Source organism: Streptomyces sp. NPDC002851 (assembly GCF_053591935.1).
Map to the genome: position 1 here is coordinate 156,406 of NZ_JBSFUT010000011.1, position 21,565 is coordinate 177,970.

Below are 21,565 nucleotides of genomic sequence, written 5' to 3' on the forward strand. Positions count from 1 at the left end.
CACATGAACGATCGCATGGTGTGGATCGACTGCGAGATGACCGGGCTCTCGCTGACGGATGACGCACTTATCGAGGTGGCCGCCCTGGTCACCGACTCGGAGCTGAACGTGCTCGGCGAAGGGGTGGACATCGTGATCCGCCCACCGGACGCGGCGCTGGACACGATGCCCGAGGTGGTGCGCGCCATGCACACCGCCTCGGGCCTCCTCGACGAGCTGGCGAGCGGTACGACGCTCGCGGACGCCGAGGAGCAGGTGCTCGCGTATGTACGTGAGCACGTCAAGGAACCCGGTAAGGCTCCGCTCTGCGGAAACTCGGTCGGTACCGACCGCGGCTTCCTGCTGCGGGACATGCCGACCCTGGAGGAGTTCCTGCACTACCGGATCGTCGACGTCTCCTCCATCAAGGAGCTGGCGCGGCGCTGGTACCCGCGGGCGTACTTCAACAGCCCGGAGAAGAACGGCAACCACCGGGCCCTGGCCGACATCCGCGAATCCATCGCCGAGCTGCGCTACTACCGCGAGGCGATCTTCGTCCCGCAGCCCGGCCCGGATTCGGACACGGCCCGCACCATCGCGGCCCGGCACGTGCTGCGCGCGGAGTAGCCCGTGGAGCGGGGCCCGATGTCCAGCACATCAGGGCCCCGTGAAAGGGGTGCGCGAGCACCCCTTCGGACCCTGTACACTTTTTCTCGGCCGGTCGGGAAAACGACCGGTCATGGTGGGTGTAGCTCAGCTGGTAGAGCACCTGGTTGTGGTCCAGGAAGTCGCGGGTTCAAGTCCCGTCACTCACCCTCAGAGCAGAGGCCCGGTTCCTTGGAACCGGGCCTCTGGCGTTTCACCGTGGGCACCGTGGGCTTCCCCGGTGCCCACGGTGCCGATGACCTACGAGGACGCCCGCACCACCAGCTCCGTAGGCACCACGACCTGCGTCCGCTCCAGCCGCTGCCCCTCCCCCGCGGCCGCGATCTCCGTGAGCAGCAACCGCGTCATCTCCCGCCCCATCTCCGCCACCGGCTGCCGCACACTCGTCAGCGCGGGCTCCATGTGCCGCGCGATCACCGAGTCGTCGAACCCCACCAGGGCCACGTCCTGCGGTATTCGGCGCCCCGCCTCCCGCAGCACCCGCCGCGCCCCCGCCGCCATCACATCGGACCCGGCGAAGACCGCGTCGAGGTCCGGGCTCCGTGCCAGGAGCTCCGCCATGGCCCGGCGGCCGCCCTCCTCGGTGAAGTCCGCCTCGACCACGAGGGACGGATCCACGGCGCCGGGCGCACCGGGGCCGTGCAGGAGCTCCTCGCGGTAGCCGTCGAGCCGCGCCTGTGCCGCGTACACATCGAGCGGACCGGTGATCGTGGCGATGGTGCGGCGACCCCGCTCGAGCAAGTGCCGGACCGCCGCCCTGGCCCCCTCGAAGTTGTCGGAGTCCACCGAGGTCAGCGCCTCGTCGGCGGACCGCCGGCCGCTGATCACGATCGGGATGCCCAGCTCGTCGACGAGGTCGGGCAGCGGGTCGTCCGCGTGCACGGAGACCAGGAGCACCCCGTCCACGCGCTGGGCCGCCAGATACTGCGCGAGCCGCCGCCGCTCCCGGTCGCCGTCCGCGAAGGTGAGCAGCAGCTGCACCTCCGTATCGGCGAGCACCTGCCCGACGCCCTGCACGATCTCCGAGAAGTACGGCTCCGCGAAGAAGCGCTGCTCCGGCTCGGGCACCACGAGCGCGATGGCGTCATTACGGTTCGCGGCGAGCGCACGGGCCGCCGTGTTGGGCACATAGCCGAGCTCCGCGATCGCGGCCTCCACGGCCGTCCGGGTCCGCTCACTCACCCGCGGCGAACCGTTGATCACCCGCGACACGGTGCCCCGGCCGACGCCCGCCTGCGCGGCCACCTGCTCGAGCGTGGGCCGTCCCCCACGGCGGACCCGTTCCCGCCCCTGCCCCGCTGTCATGTCTGCCTCCCCTTCGCCATACGTCGCCGAAAACTAACAGCGGCGCTCTGGAGCAACTCACGCCGTCCGGTGCCTTGACACCCACCGGGCGAGCCGGAACCCTTCAACAGAACTTATGGGAGCGCTCCCACCGTACCGGACGCCTACCTCACTCGCACGTTCCCCACCCCCACCCTTGCCGCAGGGCACACAGGAGGACGCAATGCGCATCAGGACCCGCACCCGCACACCGGTGACGACCCTCGCGGCGGCCGCCCTCGGTCTCTCCCTGCTCGCCGGCTGCGCCGGGGACCCGGCCGAGCCCGGCGGCGTAACCGGCGGTGCCGGTGAGGGAGGCAAGGGCAAGACCACGCTGACCGTCGGGGTGTTCGGGGTGTTCGGCCTCAAGGAGGCGGGGCTCTACGAGGAGTACATGAAGAAGAACCCCGACATCGTCATCAAGCAGACCTCCATCGAACGCAACGAGAACTACTACCCCCAACTCCTCACCCACCTCGGCTCCGGCAGCGGCCTCGCCGACATCCAGGCCGTCGAGGTCAACAACATCGCCGAGGTCGTTGATACCCAGGCCGACAAGCTCGTCGACCTCGGCAAGGCCCCCGGCGTCTCCAAGGACGCCTATCTGAAGTGGAAATGGCAGCAGGGCACCACCAAGGACGGCACCACGGTCGGACTCGGCACCGACGTCGGCCCCCAGGGCATCTGCTACCGCAAGGACCTCTTCAAGAAGGCCGGGCTCCCCACCGACCGGAAGGCGGTCGGCAAGCTGTGGGCCGGTGACTGGCAGAAGTACCTCGACGTCGGCAAGAAGTTCAAGGCCAAGGCCCCCAAGGACACCGCCTTCGTCGATTCGGCCTCCGGCGTGATGGCCGCCGTCACCGGCAGCTACCCGGAACGCTTCTACGACAAGAGCGGCGAGGTCATCTACAAGACCAACCCTCGCGTGAAGGAGGCCTGGGACCTCGCGGCCGAGTTCGCCTCCTCCGGCCTGACCGCCAGGCTCCAGCAGTTCCAGCCCTCCTGGGACCAGGGTTACGCCAACGCGTCCTTCGCCACCGTCTCCTGCCCCGCCTGGATGCTCGGCTACATCAAGAGCAAGGCGGGCAAGGCCGGTGCGGACCAGTGGGACGTCGCCCAGGCCCCGAAGCCCGGCAACTGGGGCGGCTCCTTCCTCGTCGTACCGAAGGCCGGAAAGCACACCGAGGAGGCGGCGAAGCTCGCGGCCTGGCTGACCGCGCCCGAACAGCAGGCCAAGCTCTTCGACCAGCAGGGCAGCTTCCCGAGCGCCTCGGCGGCGTACGACCTGCCGGAGGTCGCGGACTCCAAGAGCGCGTACTTCGGTGACGCTCCCATCGGCAAGATCTTCGCCAAGGCGGCCGAGGGGGCGCCGGTGCAGATCCTCGGCCCGAAGGACCTGATCATCGCCCAGAACCTCGCGGACGTCGGCATGCTCCAGGTCGACCAGAAGGGCAAGTCCTCCGAGGAGGGCTGGAAGGCCGCCGTGAAGGCGATCGACAACGCTCTGGACCAGTGACCCCATGACGAGCGAATACCAGGCGGCCGCGCCCACCCGGGGCGACGAGGGGGCGGCCGCCCCGCCCGTGACGACAGCCGGAGCCCTGGCCGGTGACGAGGCACGCGCGCGTGCCCGCGACCGGGACGCGGCCGAGCGGGCCCGGGAACGGCGCTCCAGGCGCTATCGGCGCGATGTGCGGTGGAGCCCGTACGCGTTCGTGGCGCCGTTCTTCCTCTTCTTCGCCGCCTTCGGGCTCTTCCCGCTGCTCTATACGGGCTGGGCCGCCTTGCACCGGGTCGAGCTGACCGACCCCACGTCGATGGAGTGGGCGGGCCTGCACAACTTCTCCCGCCTCCTGAGCGACGAATTCTTCTGGAACGCGCTGCGGAACACGGTCACCATCGGGCTCCTGTCCACCGTCCCGCAGCTTCTGATGGCCCTCGGCATCGCCCATCTGCTCAACTACCGGCTGCGTGCCTCCACGTTCTTCCGGGTCGTGGCGCTGACGCCGTACGCCACCTCGGTGGCCGCCGCGACGCTGGTCTTCGTGCTGCTCTTCGGCCGCGACTACGGCATGATCAACTGGGCGCTCGGTCTGGTCGGGTTCGACGGGGTCGACTGGCGGAACGGCCACTGGACCTCGCAGATCGCGGTCTCCACGATCGTCATCTGGCGCTGGACCGGCTACAACGCGCTGATCTATCTGGCCGCGATGCAGTCCATCCCGGACGACCTGTACGAGTCGGCGGCCCTGGACGGCGCCTCGCGCTGGCGGCAGTTCCTGCATGTCACCCTCCCTTCGTTGCGCCCCACGATCCTGTTCACCTGTGTGGTCTCGACGATCGGCGCGATCCAACTCTTCGGTGAGCCCTTGTTGTTCAGCGGCAGCGGGTCCCCCACCGGTGGCCCGGAGCACCAGTTCCAGACCCTCGGCCTGTACCTCTACGAACAGGGCTGGACCAATCTGCACCTGGGCCGCGCCTCGGCCATCGCCTGGGCGATGTTCCTGATCCTGCTGCTCATCGGCGCGGTCAACTTGCTGATCGCCCGTCGGCTGCGCAAGAGCGAGGGGGCCTCATGAAGCTCGGCGTCTCAAAGCCCGGCGCGGGACGGCAGTTGCACGCCGGTCGCTGGACCTACGCGGTCCTGATCGTGCTCACCGTGCTGTCCCTGTTCCCGCTGGTGTGGACGGCGATCGCCGCCTCACGGAACAACACCAGACTCGCCCAGACTCCCCCTCCCTTCTGGTTCGGCGGCAATCTCTTCCGGAATCTCCAGATCGCCTGGACCGACGCCAATATGGGCACGGCCCTGCTCAATACCGTGGTCGTCGCCGGTTCGATCGCGCTCGGCACCGTGCTGTTCTCCACGCTCGCCGGTTTCGCCTTCGCCAAGCTGCGCTTCCGCTTCAAGAACCTCCTGCTGCTCCTCGTGATCGGCACGATGATGGTGCCGCCCCAACTCAGCGTCGTACCGCTCTACATGCTGGTGGCCGAGCTCAACTGGACCGACCAGCTACAGGCCGTCATCCTGCCCACCCTGGTGAGCGCCTTCGGTGTGTTCTTCATGCGCCAGTACCTGCTCCAGGCGCTGCCCAGCGAGGTGATCGAGGCGGCCCGGGTGGACGGGGCCAGCAGCCTGCGCGTCGTCTGGCACGTGGTCTTCCCGGCCGCGCGCCCGGCGATGGCCGTACTCGGCATGCTCACCTTCGTCCAGGCCTGGAACGACTTCTTCTGGCCGATCATCGCCCTGACGCAGAACGGCAGTCCGACCGTGCAGGTCGCGCTGACCGGGCTCGGTCAGGGCTTTATCCCGGACCAGTCGGTGATCATGGCGGGCGCGCTGCTCGGCACGCTTCCCCTCCTTCTCGCGTTCGTCGTGTTCGGTAAGCAGATCGTGGGCGGGATCATGCAGGGGGCGGTGAAGGGGTAGGCGGTGTCGTTTCCCCGGTCCCGTCCCTTCCCGACGGTGTCGATGTGCGGCTGACGTCGTGGGTGGGGGCCGCGGGTGGGGGGCCGCGGGTGGGGGGCCGCGGGTGGGGGCCTTGCCCCCGAACCCCCGCTTATCTCGCTGAACGCGCTCGTCCGTAAACGCCGGACAGGCTCTTCTTGCCCAGACAACTCTCCTTTCTCCTCTCGACTTTGGGAGCGCTCCCGTGGTTTCTGCCGTTCAACAGCCCTTTCCGCCCGGTTTTCTCTGGGGCGCCGCCACCGCCGCGTATCAGATCGAGGGGGCCGTCCGTGAGGGTGGTCGTACGCCGTCGATCTGGGACACCTTCAGCCATACGCCGGGCAAGGTGCTCGCGGGCGACACCGGCGATATCGCCTGCGATCACTTTCACCGCCGGGCGGACGATGTGCGCCTGATCGGCGAGCTCGGTCTGGGGGCGTACCGCTTCTCGGTGTCCTGGCCCCGGGTGCAGCCCACCGGGCGCGGCCCCGCCGTCCAGCGCGGTCTGGACTTCTACCGGGCGCTCGTCGATGACCTGCTCGACCGCTCCATCCGCCCGCTGCTGACCCTCTACCACTGGGATCTGCCCCAGGAGTTGGAGGACGCGGGCGGCTGGCCCGAGCGGGATACGGCGTATCGCTTCGCGGAGTACGCGGGGCTCGTCGCGGAGGCGCTCGGCGACCGGGTGGAGCTGTGGACGACCCTCAACGAGCCGTGGTGCAGCGCCTTTCTCGGCTACGGCTCAGGGGTGCACGCCCCGGGCCGCACCGATCACCGGGACGCGCTGCGCGCGGCCCACCACCTCAACCTCGCGCATGGCCTGGGCGCCCAGGCTCTGCGCAACGCCCTGCCGCCGCGCGCCGGGATCGGCATCAGCCTCAACCCGAACGCGGTGCGACCGCTGACCGATGTGCCGGCCGACCGCGACGCTCAGCGGCGTATCGACGCGCTCGCGAACCGGATCTTCTCCGGGCCGTTGCTCGCGGGCGCGTACCCCGAGGACCTGCTCGCGGACACCGCGGATATCACCGACTGGTCCTTCGTACGCCCCCAAGACCTGAATGTCATCAAGCACCCCCTCGACTTCCTCGGCATCAACTACTACACACCGTCCGTTGTATCAGCGGCCACTGACAACGCAGCCACTGCCGCCAACGTCCGGCGCCTGGACGGCCACAACCCGGGTCCGCACTCTCCCTGGCCGGGTGCGGACGGGGTCGCCTTCCACCGCGCGCCGGGTGAACTCACCGCGATGGACTGGCCGGTGGATCCGACCGGCCTGCGCGACCTTCTCCTGAAATACGCTTCGGAAGCTCCAGAAGTTCCCATCTTCGTCACGGAAAATGGCGCGGCCTACGACGACAAGCCCGGCACCGACGGCAGCGTCCACGACCCGGACCGCATCCGCTATCTGCACGCCCACCTCACCGCCCTGCGCGAGGCCATCGCCGCCGGGGCGGACGTGCGCGGGTATTTCCTCTGGTCGCTGCTCGACAATTTCGAGTGGGCGTACGGCTACAGCAAGCGGTTCGGCGCCGTGTACGTGGACTACGAGACGCAGGCGCGGATCCCGAAGTCGAGCGCGCAGTGGTACGCCCGGGTGGCGGCGACGGGCGAACTGCCGGAACCGCCCGCGCTCTAGGCCCTGCTGGACGCAGGCGCACAGGGGCGTGCCCCGACCGGGTGGGGGGAAGCCGGTCGGGGCACGCGGTGTGGGGGTGTGGGTGGTGTGTGTGGGGGGGGAGGGAATCAGCGGTTACTTGTAGGCGCCCAGCGCCTTGGTGAAGGCCAGCGGCTCCTGGTCGATGGAGGAGCAGGTCGGCGAGACCTCGGTCGAGCCGCCCTCGCACGCCTTGTCCCGGGTCGAGGACCACATGGAGAGCCAGCCGAGCCCCTTCTTCTCGGCGAACTCCACCAGCTCCTTGGCGTCGTCGAGCTTGAAGATCTCGGTGGTCACGTCGTTGACGCCGATCATCGGCGTGACGGCGACGGTCTGCCAGGCCTCCTTGTCGCTGAGGCCGAGGGCGTCCTTGATCTGGCCCTGTGTCGCGGTCGCGGCGTCGATGGCGTACTTGCCCATGTCGCCGCTGTAGGAGGGCCCGTAGTCCATGGCCATGATGTTGACGGCGTCGACCTTCACGCCGTTCTTCTTGGCGTCCTCGAGGAGGGCGACGCCCGGCTGGGTCAGGCCCTCGGGCATCACCGGCAGCGTGTAGGAGACGTCCAGGTCCGGGTGGTCCTTCTGGAGCTTGGCTATGGCCTGGGCGCGGCGGGTGTTGGCCTCGGTGTCCGGCAGGGCCGCGCCCTCGATGTCGAAGTCGACCTTGGTGAGCTTGTACTGGTCGACGACCTTGCCGTACGCCTTGGCGAGTTCGTCCGCGGACGAGCAGTTGAGGGCGAGCTCGGACCCGGCCGCGCCGCCGAAGGAGACGCGGACGTCGCCGCCCTTGGCCCGCAGGTCGTCGATCTGGGCGGCGACCTTGTTGTCCTCCAGGCCGGTCGTGCCGCCCCAGAGCGGGGTGCAGGAGCCGTTGCCCGCGGTGATGAAGGCGAGGTTGAACTCCTTGACGCCGGTCTTCTCGGCGGTGTCGACCAGGTCGTACGCCGGGGCGAGCGAGGTGTCCACATAAGGAGCGAAGCGGTTGGCCTCGGCCGTGGCGGCCGTACTGGTGGCGCCGTCGCCCTGCTCCGTCTTCGTGGCCATCGCGGAGCCGGAGAAGGTGAAGGCGGCGCCGCCGACGGCGGCCGCGGCGATCACCGCGCCGATCGCCTTCGTCCTGCCGCTGATCCTGCGCCGGTGCGTGCTCATGGCGTGCCTGCCTCTGCTGTACGGGGGTGGGGGGTGCGCCTGCACGCTAGCGATCCGGAATCGGACAATCAGCAAGATCCGGACGGGGGTTGGGCATCTTAGGGTGCGCTTAAGGAAGCCATCGGGGGCGATTAAAGGTGGGGCCGGGCGCGGGGCGAGAGGACCCACCTCGGCGGTTGCGAGGGCCGTCCAAAGCACCTGTGAGCGGGCTGCTTCAGGTGGCTGAGGGCCGGGGCCCTTCAGGCCGACTGTGCCTGAGGACCGCGCCCTTCAGGCCGACGTCGAGGCCGTGGCCTTGCCGCGGCGCCGTGCCGCCGCCCCTCGGTGCCGTCGCCGTCCGGAGACAGGCCGCCGCCCGTCCAGTTGGATCCAGATGCGGATTTCGGCGCCGCCGAGTACCGAGTTGCCGACCCGTACGTCACCGCCGGTCGACTCGGCGAGCTGCCGCACGATGTCCAGGCCGAGCCCGGTCGAGCCGACGGAGTACGCGTCACCGCCCCGGGCTCCGCCCCCGCCGCTGCGGCCCCGGGCCAGGGCTGCCTCCGGGTCGAGGATGCCGGGTCCCGCGTCCGAGACGAGCACGATCACGGCGTCCTCGCCGCTGTGCACGTCCACCGCGAAGGCGGTGCCCTCCGGGGTGTGCCGGAACACGTTGCCGAGCAGCGCGTCCAGGGCGGCCACCAGGTCGGCCCGGGCCACCGGGACGTGCACCGGGGCGTCGACCCCGGCGACCCGCACCTTGCGCGCCTCGTCCTCCGCGAGCGCCGACCAGAACGCCATCCGCTCGCGGATCACCTCGGCCGCGTCGCAGCCGGGGCCCGAACCGCCCGCGGCCGTGGTGGGCTTGGCCTCACGGGCGGTACGGATGATGGCGTCGACCTCGGACTCCAGCTGCTCGACGGCGGCCCGCGTCTGGTCGGCGGCGGGGCCCTCTCCGAGGGAGGCTGCGTTCAGCCGCAGCACCGTAAGGGGGGTGCGCAGGCGGTGCGAGAGGTCGGCGGCCAGCTCCCGCTCGTTGGCCAGAAGTTGGACGACCTGGTCGGCCATGGAGTTGAAGGCGACGGCCGCCTGCTTGAGCTCGGCGGGCCCGTCCTCCGGGACGCGCGCGCTGAGCTTGCCCTCGCCCAGGTCGTGGGCGGCGCCCGCGAGTTGCCTGGCCGGCTGGACCAGACGTACGCCGAGCCGGTCCGCGACCGCCACGGAGCCGATGATCAGCGCGACCCCGACCCCGGCGAGCACCAGCCAGGCCGTGGTCACGCCATTGCTGAGCGCCGCCTCGGGCACGAAGACCTCGACGATGGCGACCTCGCCCGAGCCGAGCGCGGTGGGCTGGAGCAGTGCCATGCCGCCCGGGGCGTCCGCGATCCGGGGGCTGGCGATCCGGCGGGTGCGGTCCACGACCGCGTCGGCGGCCCGGCCCCGCCCGATCTCCAGGGCGGGCTGCCCCTCGGCGGCGGGTATGTGCACGGCCATCCGGCCGTCCGCGCCCGCCTGGGTGGAGGCGACGGCGCGGGTCAACTGGTCGCGGTCGGTGGTGATGGAGAGGGTGGGTCCGATGGCGGCGGCCTGCCGCTCGGCGTTCGAGTAGGCGCGGTCGGCGGCCATCTCGCGGATGACCAGGCCCAGTGGGATCGCGAACGCGACCACGACCATCACGGTGACGGCCAGGCACACCTTGACCAGGGCCCATCTCATTGGGGTGGCTCCAGCTTCACGCCCACGCCCCGCAGGGTGTGCAGATAGCGCGGGTTCGCCGCCGTCTCGCCCAACTTCCGGCGGAGCCAGGACAGATGTACGTCGATGGTCTGGTCGTCCCCGTACGACTGCTGCCACACCTCGGCGAGCAGCTCCTTGCGCGGTACGACGACGCCGGGCCGCCCGGCGAGGAAGGCGAGCAGGTCGAACTCGCGCCGGGTGAGGTCGAGCGAGGTGCCGTCGAGTTCCGCCTGGCGGCGCAGCGGGTCGATGGAGAGCCCGCCGACCCGGAGCACCCGCGAGACCGGCGCCTCGCCTGCCGCGGCGGCGCCGGAGCGGCGGAGCACGGCGGCCATCCGGGCGGAAAGATGCTCTACGGAGAAGGGCTTGGTGAGGTAGTCGTCGGCGCCGTCGTTGAGCAGCCGGACGATCTCGGCCTCGTCGTCGCGTGCGGTCGCGATGATGACCGGGACGTCGGTGATCCCGCGCAGCATCTTCAGGGCCTCGGCACCGTCCAGGTCCGGCAGACCGAGGTCCAGGATCACCACGTCGAAGCGGATATGGGCGACCTCGCGCAGCGCCTCCAGGGCGGTGCCGACGCTCCGTACGGTGTGGGACGCCTCGGTCAGATGCCGGATGAGGGCCGAGCGTACGAACTGGTCGTCCTCGACCACGAGCACACTTGCCATGGGCGGCACCGTACGCCATACGACTGACACCGGGCGCGTGACGCCGGTCTCGTGACACGGGTCTCGTGAAACGAGTCTCAGTGCCGGAGTTGACCCCTGGCCCCCCCAGGCTCCCCCCGGGGACACGGCTGGGGCGCATGGGGCAGTATGGGCCGGCGATGCAACGAGGACTGGTACACGGCGCGGCGTGGACGCTCGCCACCGGAGCGGCGGTCACGCTGTCCTGGTGGGGCGTCCATACGGTGATGTCGGGCACGGCGTACGACCGTCCGCGCGCCCTGCCCATCGCCGGCGCCTCGGACCACGGCGCGCAGGAGGCCAGGCCCCAGTCGTCGTCCACGCACCGCCCCCGGGAGACCCCGGAGCCCGGCACGTCCGACGGGAACGGCGAGGGCGGCGAAGGCGGCAAGGACGGCTCGAGCGGACGGCCCTCGAGCAGCGCTCCGGACCGGACCCCCAAGCCGTCCGGGAAGCCGGGTGGTGACGGCGGGGGCGGGGGCAGCGCGCGTCCGTCAGGGAACGTGAAGAGCTACAACGTCTCCGGCGGCCGGGTGGCTTTCGAGATCGGCTCTGACTCGGCCGAGCTGGTGTCGGCGACGCCCAACTCGGGTTGGCAGATGCAGGTGTGGAAGCAGCCGACGTGGATCCGGGTGACCTTCACACAGGGCGACCGGGAGGTCTCGGTGTTCTGCACGTGGCACGATCACGAGCCGATGGTGGAGATCGACGACCGGAAGTGACCTCCGTCGCCGCGCCCGCTCTCTATGTGGCGCCGGTTCTGTGTTTTCCGCCTCTCTGACGAGCGTCGGTTTCCGTCGCCCTAAGTGCCTGCTTTCCGGCTAGCGGAATGCGCCAGGAGGCGGAGCCGGTGACGCGGCGGCACCGGCGTCGGTGACCGGGGCGGCGCCCCCGGCGAAGTCCGCGAGCGCCCTGCCGTGCTCGACCCGGCCGGGGTGCGGGTCGCCCGCCGTGCGCCGGGTCAGCTCGGCGATCGGGAGTGGGGCGTCCGACGCGGCGAGGATCGCGTTGCCGAACCGTTTGCCACGCAGTACGGCCGGGTCGGCGGCGAGCGCGAGTTCGGGGAAGACCTTGGCGGCGGTGGCGATCTGGCCGCGCAGGAAGGCGAGGGGCGGCCCGTCGGCCAGATTGGCGGCGTAGCTGCCGCCGCCGCGCAGCACCCGGCGTACCTCGTAGAGGAACTCCGTACTGGTCAGATGGGCGGGCGTGCGGGCGCCGCTGAAGACATCGGCGACGACCAGGTCGGCCCAGTCGTCGGGGATCTTCGCGAGGCACGCGCGGGCGTCGCCGGTCCGCACCCGCACCCGCGCGGAGGCGTCCAACGGGAGCTCTCGGCGGACCAGTTGGACGAGGGCCGCGTCCCGTTCGATGACCTGCTGGGTGGAGCGCGGCCGGGTGGCGGCGACATAGCGGGCCAGCGTGAAAGCGCCGCCGCCCAGGTGCACGGCGCGCAGCGGGCGGCCGGGCGGTGCGGTGAGGTCGACGAGGTGGCCGAGCCTGCGCTGGTAGGAGAAGTCGAGGTGGGTGGGGTCGTCGAGATCGACGTGCGACTGCGGGGCGCCGTCCACGAGCAGGGTCCACGCGCGCGTGCGGTCGGGGTCGGGCACGAGCTCCGCGAGCCCGCCGTCCACCTGTTCCTCGACGGCCGCCACGGCGCGCCTCTTCCTGGCCATCTGCCCATTATCGGGCCATGGCGGTCCTGCTCGTTACGGGGCCGTACGGTCGCCCGTGCCGGAGGTCACCGGCACCTGTCGGCCGCCTCGATGATGCGGGCCGCTTCGCCGAGCGCGGCGCGCAGCACGACCGGGTCGGTCACGGGGCCGGTGTCGGCGGGCGGCAGCAGCCAGCCTGTCCCGGCGACCGGCGGGGCGCTGTCCGCGGTCGGACCGTCGGCGGCCGTGCCGGTCCCGTCGGCGCGCAGGCCGCGCCCGAACGTCTGGGCGCAGGCGCTGCCCGGCAGATCCCAGGCGTCGGCCGTGCCGGGGGGCACAAGGAAGCCGAGGGTGTCGCAGGTGGTGTCGTGCAGGACGGGCCCGACGGCCGGAACCGACCCGCGCCGCAGGATGTCGACGGCCTCCAGGCCCTGCCGGGCCGGGACGGTGACCAGGTCGCAGCCCTCGCTCCCGTCCTCCTCGGGGCGGCCCGGCGCTCCGTGCGGGGCCGTGCCGTCGAAGCCGGCCGAGTGGTCCTGGGTCGGCCGGTGCCGGGCGGTGGACAGTGACGGCTGCGCCGACCGCAACGGCTCCGTGATCAGGCAGTCGCTGTTCTCCATGCCGACCTCCAACAAGGGAACCCCTCCTCGGTCCGAGAAGAGAAGAAACGGTCTAGCTCCTTCCCCGCATGGTTCAACGGCGTTCGGCGTCAACGGCTACGGCGGCAGACCGCCGCAAAGGATGGCAGTTCATGGCAGAAGACGCGTGAGATATCCGGTTTGTAGCCAAACCCCGCGAACCCGCCTCGGTACAGCCGGTACGTTCGTGCCCCGTCGAGCCCGGGCAGCACGCCGGGCCCGGCGGCACACTCCGGCACGAACCGCACGAGAGGGTGTGGCCGATGACGTCGTCACCGAAGGCATCGTCAGCGGGGGCCCCACGGCCGAATCTCGCCTTCCGCCAGCTGCGCGGGCAGCTGTCACCGGGCGAGTTCGCGGCCGCCGTACGCAGGGCCGCGCGCGAGATCGGCGAGCGGGTCTCGTGCGACGCGCGCTACATCGGGCGGGTGGAGGCGGGCGAGATCCGCTGCCCCAACTACGCCTACGAGCGGGTGTTCCTGCACCTGTTCCCCGGCCGCACCCTGACGGACCTGGGCTTCGCACCGCGCGAGACGGTACGCGGCCGGGGGGCGCGCAACTCCATGGGCGCGCCCCTTGCGTACACCACGCCACCCGCCGCGCCCCCGGGCACCGTGCCGGACCTCCGTACACCGAACGCTGAGCAGATCCAGAACGACGAGGAGAGCGACGTGCTGCGTCGCGCATTCATGACCGGCGGCACGGCCGCCGTGGCGGCCGCTTCCCTGGGCCTGACCGGACCTCTGGGCAACCGGACCGCGGCCGCCGCCACGCCCCGCAGAGTCGGCGGCACCGAGGCCTCCGCCGTCGAGGAGGCGGTGCGCAGAATCCGGCTGCTCGACGACCGGCACGGCGCCGAGGGCCTCTATCAGCGGGCCGCGGCCCCACTCCGTACCGCCTACGCGCTGCTCGACGCGGGCGCGAGCCGCCCGGCGCAGCAGGCGACGGCCGACCGACTGTACGCGAGTGCGGGCGAACTGTCCATTTCCGTAGGCTGGTTGGCCCATGACTCGGGCCGCTTCGACGACGCCCGCTCGCACTACGCGGAGGCGCTCGCGACGGCCCGGATGGCGGGCGACGCGGCCCTTGAGGCGCATGCTTTCTGCAATATGTCCTTCCTGGCCAGGGACGCGGGCCGGTACCGCGAGGCGGTCCGTGCCGCGCAGGCCGCCCAGCGGTCCGCGCAGCACGACGGCTCGGCGCGGCTGCTCTCGCTGCTCGCGCTGCGTGAAGCCGGGGCCCTGGCGGGGCTCGGCGACCGCGCGGGCTGCGAGCAGGCGCTGAGCCGCGCGCAGACCCTGTTCGACCGGGGCCCGGCCGACGCGGACCCGGAGTGGATGACCTTCTACGGCGAGGCCGAGCTCGCGGCCCTTGAAGCGCAGTGCTGGTCGACGCTGGGCGACTGGCCGCGCGCGGCCCGGCACGCCCGGCGCGCGGCCGGTATCGCGGCGGACCGGACGCCCCACTTCACCCGGAACACCGCGCTGTACACCGCGGAGCTCGCGGACGACCTCGCCCGGTCGGGGCGGCCCGACGAGGCGGCCGCCGCGGCGCACCAGGTGCTCGACCTGCTCGACGAGGTCCAGTCGTCCCGGGTCCGGTCGATACTGGCCAACACGGAGCGGGTGCTGCGGCCGCACCGGCGCGCCCATGGGGTGGGCGACTTTCTTGAGCGGCATACGGTGCTGGCCCATACGGCCTGAGGGCCGAGGTCTCAGGCCGTACGGCCTGAGGGCCTGATCACGGCCCCGGCCGTACTTCTGTAGTTGCCGCGTTCCGCGGCTCCTGTACTCCTGTAGCTGCCGCGTCAGCCCGCCAGGTGGCCCACGTCGTTCCAGGACTCGATGGCCGGTTCGCCGTATGCCCAGCCGAGGATCGAGAGCGACGTCGGGTTGAGGCGGATGTGGGCCGCGAAGTCCAGGGGGAGGCCGAGCCAGCGGGCGCCGATGGAGCGCAGGATGTGGCCGTGCGCGAAGATCAGCACGTCGCGGTCGGCCGAGCGCGCCCAGGCGACCACCTCGTCCGCGCGCGCCGTCAGGTCGGCGAACGACTCGCCCTCAGGCACACCGTCGCGCCAGATGAGCCAGCCGGGGCGTATCGCGTGGATCTCGGCCGGGGTCATGCCCTCGTACGCGCCGTAGTCCCACTCCATGAGCGCGTCCCACTCCGTGGCGCGGTCGCCGAAACCGGCCAGGTCGCAGGTCTCACGCGCGCGTACCAGCGGGCTCGTACGCACCTCGACGTCGGGCAGGCCGTTCATGGGCGCCCGCTGCAGCCGCTCGCCGAGCAGCTTGGCGCCGCGCCGGCCCTCCTCCAGGAGCGGGATGTCCGTCCTGCCGGTGTGCTTCCCGGCCAGTGACCACTCGGTCTGTCCGTGGCGGGCCAGCAGGATGCGCGGTGCCATGGGGCTCTCTCCCTGAAGTCGGTACGGCTGATCCGTCGCGCGCGGAGGCGGTGCCGGGTCGCGTGCAGGCCCCATACGGATATGTCGGGACAGCTTGTGGATCGTTCCCCACCATCATCGCCCACCGCTCTCACGGCCCTCGAACGCCCCCTCCCCGACCCCCCTCCCCGACCCCCCTCCCCGACCCCTCTCCCCGGCCCCTCCACCCGGCCGCCCGGGCCTGCTGTGGCCCGTGTCCCCCGGTTGTCAGTGGTGGATGCGAGACTTCGGCAGGTGAGCGAATTCCCGATCAGCGCGGGACCACCGACGGTCCCACTAACGCGCACGGAACAGCCGGTGCGGCCGGTGCCGACGACACCGCTGGGGAATGGGGTCTCCCCTGCTCGAGCGGAGCCGAGAGCCTGGGGAAGGCTCGCCGAGCTGCGCGGCCCGGCGGTCCCGCCGAAGGCCCTCGACGCCCGCGCCCTGGCCGCGCTCGCCGCCAACCCCGGCTGCCGCCGCCGCGCGCTGCTCGACGGCGCGGGTGTGGACAAGACGGCGCTCGCGCGAGCGCTCGGCGCCCCGGCCGCGTTCGGGCAGTCCCAGTTCGCCATGATCCGGGGCAACGCCTTCGAGGCGCGCGTGAAGGCGGACGGCGGCGCCGAGTTGCTGCGCCTCGCACACCAGGCGTTCGGCGGTCCGGAGCCCGGTGGCGCGGAGCCCGGTAGCGCGGAGCCTGATGGCGCGGCGGAGGTGCACACACCCGACCTCACCGCCGCGGGCCCTCAGGGGCGGGCCGCGCGCACGGCGCTCGCCCTGCGTGAGGCGGCCGCCACGCGCGCGTGGACGCTGCTCGACCACCCGATGCTCGCCCTCGACGTCGCGGGGTCCCCGGCGTATCTGGAACCGGACGCGGTGGTGGTGGACCCGGAGGGCCGCTGGACGGTCGTCGAGATCAAGTCCTTCCCGATGATCGACGGTTCGGCCGATGCCGCGAAAGTGGGCGCGGCCGTCCGCCAGGCCGCGGTGTACGTCCTGGCCCTGGAGCAGGTCGCCCGGCATCTCGACCCGGCTCCTCCGGTACGGGACCGGGTGCTCCTGGTATGCCCCAAGGACTTCTCCAACCTGCCGACCGCATCGGCGGTGGACGTACGCAAGCAACTCTCCGTCACCCGCCGCCAGTTGGGCCGCCTCACCCGGATCGAGGAGATCGCCGCCACGCTGCCCGAGGGCGCCACGTTCGACGTCGAGCGCCCCGCCGAGGAGCTCACGGCCGCGGTCGAGTCGGTCCCCGCCGCGTATGCCCCGGAGTGCCTGTCCACCTGCGAACTCGCCTTCCACTGCCGGGATCGCGCGCGGGCGAGCGGTGAGGTGGCCGCGCTCGGCCGCGCCGCGCGCGGGGAGTTGGGCGGGCTCACGACGGTGGCCGGAGTGCTGGCGTCCGCCCGGGGCGAGGACGGTGACCCGGACGACCCGGCGGTGGTGGCGCTGCGGCGTGCGGCGGTGCTGCGTGCGGAAGCGCTTGGGGGTGCCTCTTGCTAGCCCCAGTCCCACCCCTTCCCGAAACTGGGGGCCTGCGGCCCCCAGACCCCCGCCCATGTCTCGCTGAACGCGCTCGTCCTCAAACGCCGGACGGGCTGAATTGGTCGGAGGCGCCATGTCCCTGATGGCCACCCTCGCCCGCCTCGAAGCCGTGGCCGCCGGGCGGGCGCAGCCGCTGGCCACCGTGCGCCACCGGCACCTGGCCGAGCGGCCGCTGGTGCTCGTGCCGCTCACGACGGCCGGTGAGACCGGTGCCCCGCTCGGTGCCCTGGTCGGCACCGACCGCGAGCGGCCCCGGCTGCTCGTGGTGCCGCAGCCGCGCGACCGCGATCTGCGGTTCGCGTTCCTCTCCGACCTCGCCGAGTCGGTCCTGCCGTACGTCGAGTCGTACGCCGCCGAGACCGAGCCCGCCGAGCGCAACGAGACCGACCCGGAGACCGGCAAGCGGGTCAAGGTCGAGGTCGAACTGTGCGCGGACGCCCCGCAGTTGATCGTGCCGAGTCGCGCGGGGCTCGACCTCGTCCGCCTCCTTGGCCGTTCGATGCGCTTCCGCCGCACGGCCGAGCAGGACCCGGACACGCCCTACCCGGCGCCGCCGCGCGTGCCGCTGCTCGGGCGCTGGCTGACCCACTTCGGGGAGCGCGCCCGGGTGCCGGGGTCCGCGCTGCTGCTCGCCATGACGGAGCTGCTCGGGCGGCACTGGGCGACGGGTCAGTCGAGCCTGGAGGACCAGCACTTGGGTGCGCTGCTCGCCTGGATCGACCCGCCGGACGGTACGACGGGCGCGGCCGCGGCGCACCGCGCGGAACTGGCCCGGGACGAGCGGGGCCAGCTGCTCTGCCCTCCCGCGGGCCCGGCCACGGACCCGGCGTTCGACAACGCGCTGCTCGCCCCGGCGATCGAACGCTACGACCACGCGCGCGTGGCGGTCGCGGCCGCGCAGGACGGCGCCGCCGCCGAGGCGCTGGGATCAAAAGGTGCCGCGCGCAGCGCGTCGGGCAGGGCGGTGGCGGGAGACGGGCGGGACGAACTGACCGCCGCCGAGCGGGAGATCCGCGCCCTGGTCGAGCGCGTGACCCGGCCCACCTGGGACGCCGTGTGGCACGGCCTCGACCTGCTGCGGACGCTCCCGGAAGCGCCCCGGGCCACCGACCGCTGGACCCGGGACCGCTGGTCGTACACCGGGCACCGGGACCGTGTCCTGGCGGGCGAGCCGCCGCAGCCCCGCCACGACGACGCGGTCACCGCGGCCAACAAGCTGGCCACGCGCGAGACCGCGCAGGCCCGCCTGGAAGCACAGGAAGCCCTCGACGACCCGCTGGTCCTTGCCGGGCGCCGGCTCACCGGCGAGGCGTTCGCGGGCGAGGTCACGGATGTGGTGATGGCGTACAGCGAGAGCAAGCGCCCGAGCCCCCGCCCTCTGGTGACCGTGCGCACCACGGACCGGCCACACCTGGGCGAGCGTACGAAGGTCTACCGCTCCCTCGACGGAAAGCCGCAGGCAGCCGAGTTCGTGGGCTACGCCGGGACCGACACCGAAGCCGCCCCGGACACCCGGCCCGCCTCCGACGGCGATGACGGCGACGGCAACGGCAACGGCAACGGCGACGACGGCAAGGCCACCCTCGTCCTACGTCTCCTCGACAAGATGGGCCGCGGCAAGGAACCCGCCGAGGGTTCGGTCCCCGAGGCGGGCGACACGGTCGCGTGGACCCTCTTCGAGCACGAGCCCCGGGGCGGGCCCGGACTGCCCGACCCGGAGGACACCCCGTGGACCCACGGCGGCCCGCCCGGCGAGGCCACCGCGCCCGCACCCGACCCGGTGACCGAGGAGGACCTGCTGTGACCGCCGCCCTCGACCCCAAGACCGGGCACAACTCCGCTGCACAAGCTGCACAAATGGAGCCCACCCCGAGCCCTTCGGACGCGGCCGCCCGCGCCACCGCCGGGATCCTGCACGACACGCTGCACGGCACCGCCCGTGGCGTCGTCGTGGACTCGCCGCCCGGCGCCGGGAAGTCCACGCTCGTGGTCACCGCGGCACTCGAACTGGCCGCCGCGGGCCGCCCGTTGATGATCGTGGCGCAGACCAACGCCCAGGTCGACGACCTGGTCCTGCGGCTTGCCGGGAAGAATCCCGAGCTGCCCGTCGGCCGCCTGCACAGCAGCGATCCGGACCCGTACGACCCGGCCCTGGACGAGCTGGAGAACGTACGCAAGTCGGCGAAGGCCGCCGAGCTCGCCGGGCTCGACGTGGTGATCTCGACGGCCGCGAAGTGGGCGCATGTGAAGGGCGTGGAGCCCTGGCGGCACGCGATCGTCGACGAGGCGTACCAGATGCGCTCGGACGCGCTGCTCGCCGTGGCGGGCCTGTTCGAGCGGGCGTTGTTCGTGGGGGATCCCGGCCAGCTCGACCCGTTCGCGATCGTCGGCAGCGAGCAGTGGGCGGGCCTGTCGTACGACCCGTCGGCGAGCGCGGTCAGCACGCTCCTCGCGCACAACCCGGAGCTGCCGCAGCACCGCCTGCCGGTCTCCTGGCGGCTCCCGGCCTCGGCCGCGCCGCTGGTGAGCGAGGCGTTCTACCCGTATACGCCGTTCCGCAGCGGCACCGGCCAGGGTGACCGGAGCCTGTCGTTCGAGGTCGCGTCGGACGGCAGGCCCGCGGACCGGGTGATCGACGAGGCGGCCGCCTCGGGCTGGGGCCTGCTCGAACTGCCCGCGCGCCACACCCCGCGCACGGACCCGGAGGCGGTCCGGGCGGTGGCCCAGGTGGTCCGCCGCCTCTTGGACCGCGGCGGCGCCACGACGGACGAGCGCTCCGACGGGACGACGCCCCGGACGCCGCTCACCGCCGACCGGATCGCCGTCGGGACGGCCCACCGCGACCAGGCCGCCGCGGTCCGCGCCGGGCTCGCCGAGCTCAGCGTGACCGAGGTGACGGTGGACACGGCGAACCGGCTCCAGGGGCGCGAGTACGACGTCACGGTGGTCCTGCACCCGCTGTCCGGCCGCCCGGACGCGACGGCGTTCCATCTGGAGACGGGTCGTCTGTGCGTCCTTGCCTCCCGGCACCGGCACGCCTGCATCGTGGTCGGCCGTGCCGGGATCCCCGAGCTCCTGGACGCGTATCCGTCGACGGAGCCGGTGCAGCTGGGCGTCACGCTGAAGTTCCCGGACGGCTGGGAGGCCAACCAGGCGGTCCTGGCCCATCTCGAACGCCACAGAGTCAGCTGCCCTGAGAGCTGCCCCTGAGAGCGGCCGCCCGTCAGACCGAGGGCCCGAAGACTTGTGCCCCTCCGGGGGAAGGAATGCGGGGTTGCGGGGCGGCGGAGAATGGAGGAGCCGGGGAGTGCCGGGAACCGCGCGGTACGGAGAGGGTTCGACGCGGTACGGAGAGCGATTGAGAGGGATAAGGATGGCGGAGTCCGACCGGAGCAAGCCACGACTACGGCCCGCACCGCTGCTGTTCGAGCCGGTGGAGGCGACCGCCGACCCGGAGCATTTCTTCGACCTGGAGTCCATCGAGGACCCACGGGAACTGCTGGCGCGCGCGACCGAGCTCACGCACGCCTTCCGGGCCGCGACCGACCGCGCGATCGAGTTCCAGGCGATCGCCGCGGCGCAGCTCGCCGACCCCAAGCGGTTCGACCGGCTGACGCCTGCGGCGATCGCGGAGCGGGCCGAGTGGTCCGAGGACTACGCGGTGAAGATGGTCGAGTTCGGCCGTGAGCTGCTGCGGAACGGGCTGGGGAGCTGAACCCTCCAGGGGCCCTCGCTCGAGGCCGCCTCTGGGGCCCTCTCCAGGAGCCCTCTCGAGGCAAGGCACCCCTGGCATATGCCGGAGGGAGGGGCAAGGTACTCCACCACACCCCGCGCTGTCCCGATTTCTCGTAACTCACGGAAGCGGAACCGTCGCTGCCGGTAGATCTAATCGGCATGAGTACTCGCCAGCTCAACAGCGCGCCGCCGTACGAGATCAGCAGCGGGCGCCCGGACGCGTCGCCGGTCGCCACCCCGCGCGACCACGCGACCCTCGTCACGCCTCAGGGCGCCGCCTGGCTCGCCTCCGCCACCTCGCACCCGCGCAGCACGCTCGCGCTCTGGGACACCCGCCCGGCCGCGCCCGTCGTCCTGCCGTGCGGGACCACCTTCGACGTGGTGAGCGTGCCCGCGCTGTTCGGGCGCCGGATGGTCGACCGGTTATGGGCGGACGGTCCCGGCTCGGGGCCGGTCGCTGTGCACCGGGGCCGGATGCTGCTCTTCAGCGCGCCCGGCACGGCCCACCGCCTGCCGTCGCTGCTCGCGTGGGAGGAGTGGGGGCCCGCCGTACCGGCCCCGCTGTGCCACGGCATCGGAGACGCGGTGACGGTTCCGCCGCTGGTCGGCACGGAGGTCACGGCGGATCCGGCCACCTCGGGGCGGCCCGGCTCGCGCTGGCTGGTCGCCCCGGACACGCTGGAGCCCTGGCTTCCGGGGCCCGAGGTTGTGCTGTGGGCGAGCGTGCGGGCGGCGCGTGCGCAGGCCGGGGCCGCGGTGCGGGTATCGATTTTTCCTGGCGCGGATCAGGGTGCTAATGTCTACGACGTCGGCAGGCGCCGCTAGCTCAGTTGGTTAGAGCAGCTGACTCTTAATCAGCGGGTCCGGGGTTCGAGTCCCTGGCGGCGCACGATGACGATGGCGAGGCATGTTCGCGGAAAGCGCGAATCTGTCTCGCCATCGTCGT

Annotated in this window: 19 protein-coding genes and 2 tRNA genes; 14 read left to right on the plus strand and 7 right to left on the minus strand. The window is 72.0% G+C overall.

All coding sequences use genetic code 11. The features are described 5' to 3' along the window. Nucleotides 1-3: 3 nt before the first annotated feature. Together orn and ACWD10_RS14580 are read left to right on the plus strand one after the other, a co-directional pair. Nucleotides 4-606: an oligoribonuclease gene (gene orn / locus ACWD10_RS14575; protein WP_451090655.1), complete on the plus strand. Its 603-nt coding sequence runs from the start codon at nt 4-6 to the stop codon at nt 604-606. A gap of 115 nt (nt 607-721) precedes the next feature. Further along, nucleotides 722-794: transfer RNA gene (locus ACWD10_RS14580), tRNA-His, on the plus strand. A 91-nt stretch (nt 795-885) separates the two neighbouring features. Here ACWD10_RS14580 and ACWD10_RS14585 read toward each other — a convergent pair. Then, nucleotides 886-1,950, minus strand: a complete 1,065-nt coding sequence (locus ACWD10_RS14585; protein ID WP_451090657.1) for a LacI family DNA-binding transcriptional regulator — start codon at nt 1,948-1,950, stop codon at nt 886-888. 202 nt (nt 1,951-2,152) lie between these two features. Here ACWD10_RS14585 and ACWD10_RS14590 point away from each other — a divergent pair, with 202 nt between their 5' ends. The 4 genes from ACWD10_RS14590 to ACWD10_RS14605 all read left to right on the plus strand — a co-directional run bounded on the left by ACWD10_RS14590 (nt 2,153) and on the right by ACWD10_RS14605 (nt 7,058). Next, nucleotides 2,153-3,484, plus strand: coding sequence for an ABC transporter substrate-binding protein (locus tag ACWD10_RS14590; RefSeq protein ID WP_451090659.1), 1,332 nt, complete (start codon nt 2,153-2,155; stop codon nt 3,482-3,484). A gap of 4 nt (nt 3,485-3,488) precedes the next feature. After that, entirely contained in the window at nt 3,489-4,547 is a 1,059-nt protein-coding gene (locus tag ACWD10_RS14595; protein ID WP_451090661.1) for a carbohydrate ABC transporter permease, read from the plus strand. Next, nucleotides 4,544-5,398 carry a carbohydrate ABC transporter permease gene (locus ACWD10_RS14600; protein ID WP_451090663.1) on the plus strand — a complete coding sequence of 285 codons (855 nt, stop codon included), beginning with the start codon at nt 4,544-4,546 and terminating at the stop codon, nt 5,396-5,398. The genes ACWD10_RS14595 and ACWD10_RS14600 overlap by 4 nt, the downstream gene beginning before the upstream one ends. A 223-nt stretch (nt 5,399-5,621) precedes the next feature. Further along, nucleotides 5,622-7,058: a glycoside hydrolase family 1 protein gene (locus ACWD10_RS14605; RefSeq protein WP_451090665.1), complete on the plus strand. Its 1,437-nt coding sequence runs from the start codon at nt 5,622-5,624 to the stop codon at nt 7,056-7,058. 114 nt (nt 7,059-7,172) lie between these two features. Here the strand turns inward: ACWD10_RS14605 and ACWD10_RS14610 are convergent, their stop codons facing one another. The 3 genes from ACWD10_RS14610 to ACWD10_RS14620 all read right to left on the minus strand — a co-directional run bounded on the left by ACWD10_RS14610 (nt 7,173) and on the right by ACWD10_RS14620 (nt 10,609). Then, nucleotides 7,173-8,225 (minus strand): chitinase, encoded by a 1,053-nt coding sequence (locus ACWD10_RS14610; RefSeq protein ID WP_451090667.1) that lies wholly within the window; start codon nt 8,223-8,225, stop codon nt 7,173-7,175. Between the two features lie 270 nt (nt 8,226-8,495). Beyond that, nucleotides 8,496-9,920, minus strand: a complete 1,425-nt coding sequence (locus ACWD10_RS14615; RefSeq protein WP_451090669.1) for an ATP-binding protein — start codon at nt 9,918-9,920, stop codon at nt 8,496-8,498. Then, entirely contained in the window at nt 9,917-10,609 is a 693-nt protein-coding gene (locus ACWD10_RS14620; protein WP_451090671.1) for a response regulator transcription factor, read from the minus strand. The genes ACWD10_RS14615 and ACWD10_RS14620 overlap by 4 nt, the downstream gene beginning before the upstream one ends. A 158-nt stretch (nt 10,610-10,767) precedes the next feature. Here ACWD10_RS14620 and ACWD10_RS14625 point away from each other — a divergent pair, with 158 nt between their 5' ends. Then, nucleotides 10,768-11,349 carry a hypothetical protein gene (locus ACWD10_RS14625; RefSeq protein WP_451090673.1) on the plus strand — a complete coding sequence of 194 codons (582 nt, stop codon included), beginning with the start codon at nt 10,768-10,770 and terminating at the stop codon, nt 11,347-11,349. 99 nt (nt 11,350-11,448) lie between these two features. Here ACWD10_RS14625 and ACWD10_RS14630 read toward each other — a convergent pair whose 3' ends face one another. Continuing rightward, on the minus strand, nt 11,449-12,300 hold the full coding sequence (locus tag ACWD10_RS14630) for a spermidine synthase (RefSeq protein ID WP_451090675.1): 852 nt from the start codon (nt 12,298-12,300) through the stop codon (nt 11,449-11,451). A 65-nt stretch (nt 12,301-12,365) separates the two neighbouring features. After that, nucleotides 12,366-12,899 (minus strand): hypothetical protein, encoded by a 534-nt coding sequence (locus ACWD10_RS14635; protein ID WP_451090677.1) that lies wholly within the window; start codon nt 12,897-12,899, stop codon nt 12,366-12,368. Nucleotides 12,900-13,180: 281 nt separating this feature from the next. Between ACWD10_RS14635 and ACWD10_RS14640 the strand changes: the two genes are divergently transcribed. Next, entirely contained in the window at nt 13,181-14,620 is a 1,440-nt protein-coding gene (locus ACWD10_RS14640) for a tetratricopeptide repeat protein (RefSeq protein WP_451090679.1), read from the plus strand. A gap of 104 nt (nt 14,621-14,724) precedes the next feature. Here the strand turns inward: ACWD10_RS14640 and ACWD10_RS14645 are convergent, their stop codons facing one another. Beyond that, nucleotides 14,725-15,321 (minus strand): histidine phosphatase family protein, encoded by a 597-nt coding sequence (locus ACWD10_RS14645; protein ID WP_451090681.1) that lies wholly within the window; start codon nt 15,319-15,321, stop codon nt 14,725-14,727. Between the two features lie 273 nt (nt 15,322-15,594). On the opposite strand from ACWD10_RS14645, the gene ACWD10_RS14650 reads away from it, so the two are divergent. From ACWD10_RS14650 to ACWD10_RS14675, 6 genes are all read left to right on the plus strand, one after another. Then, nucleotides 15,595-16,842 carry a hypothetical protein gene (locus ACWD10_RS14650; protein ID WP_451090683.1) on the plus strand — a complete coding sequence of 416 codons (1,248 nt, stop codon included), beginning with the start codon at nt 15,595-15,597 and terminating at the stop codon, nt 16,840-16,842. Nucleotides 16,843-16,957: 115 nt separating this feature from the next. Next, nucleotides 16,958-18,688, plus strand: coding sequence for a hypothetical protein (locus tag ACWD10_RS14655; protein WP_451090685.1), 1,731 nt, complete (start codon nt 16,958-16,960; stop codon nt 18,686-18,688). Between the two features lie 53 nt (nt 18,689-18,741). Then, nucleotides 18,742-20,094, plus strand: coding sequence for an AAA domain-containing protein (locus ACWD10_RS14660; protein WP_451090773.1), 1,353 nt, complete (start codon nt 18,742-18,744; stop codon nt 20,092-20,094). Nucleotides 20,095-20,257: 163 nt separating this feature from the next. Then, nucleotides 20,258-20,599, plus strand: coding sequence for a hypothetical protein (locus ACWD10_RS14665; RefSeq protein ID WP_451090687.1), 342 nt, complete (start codon nt 20,258-20,260; stop codon nt 20,597-20,599). Nucleotides 20,600-20,778: 179 nt separating this feature from the next. Further along, nucleotides 20,779-21,444, plus strand: coding sequence for a bifunctional DNA primase/polymerase (locus ACWD10_RS14670; protein ID WP_451090689.1), 666 nt, complete (start codon nt 20,779-20,781; stop codon nt 21,442-21,444). After that, nucleotides 21,435-21,508 (plus strand) — tRNA-Lys (locus ACWD10_RS14675). The genes ACWD10_RS14670 and ACWD10_RS14675 overlap by 10 nt, the downstream gene beginning before the upstream one ends. Nucleotides 21,509-21,565 lie beyond the last annotated feature (57 nt).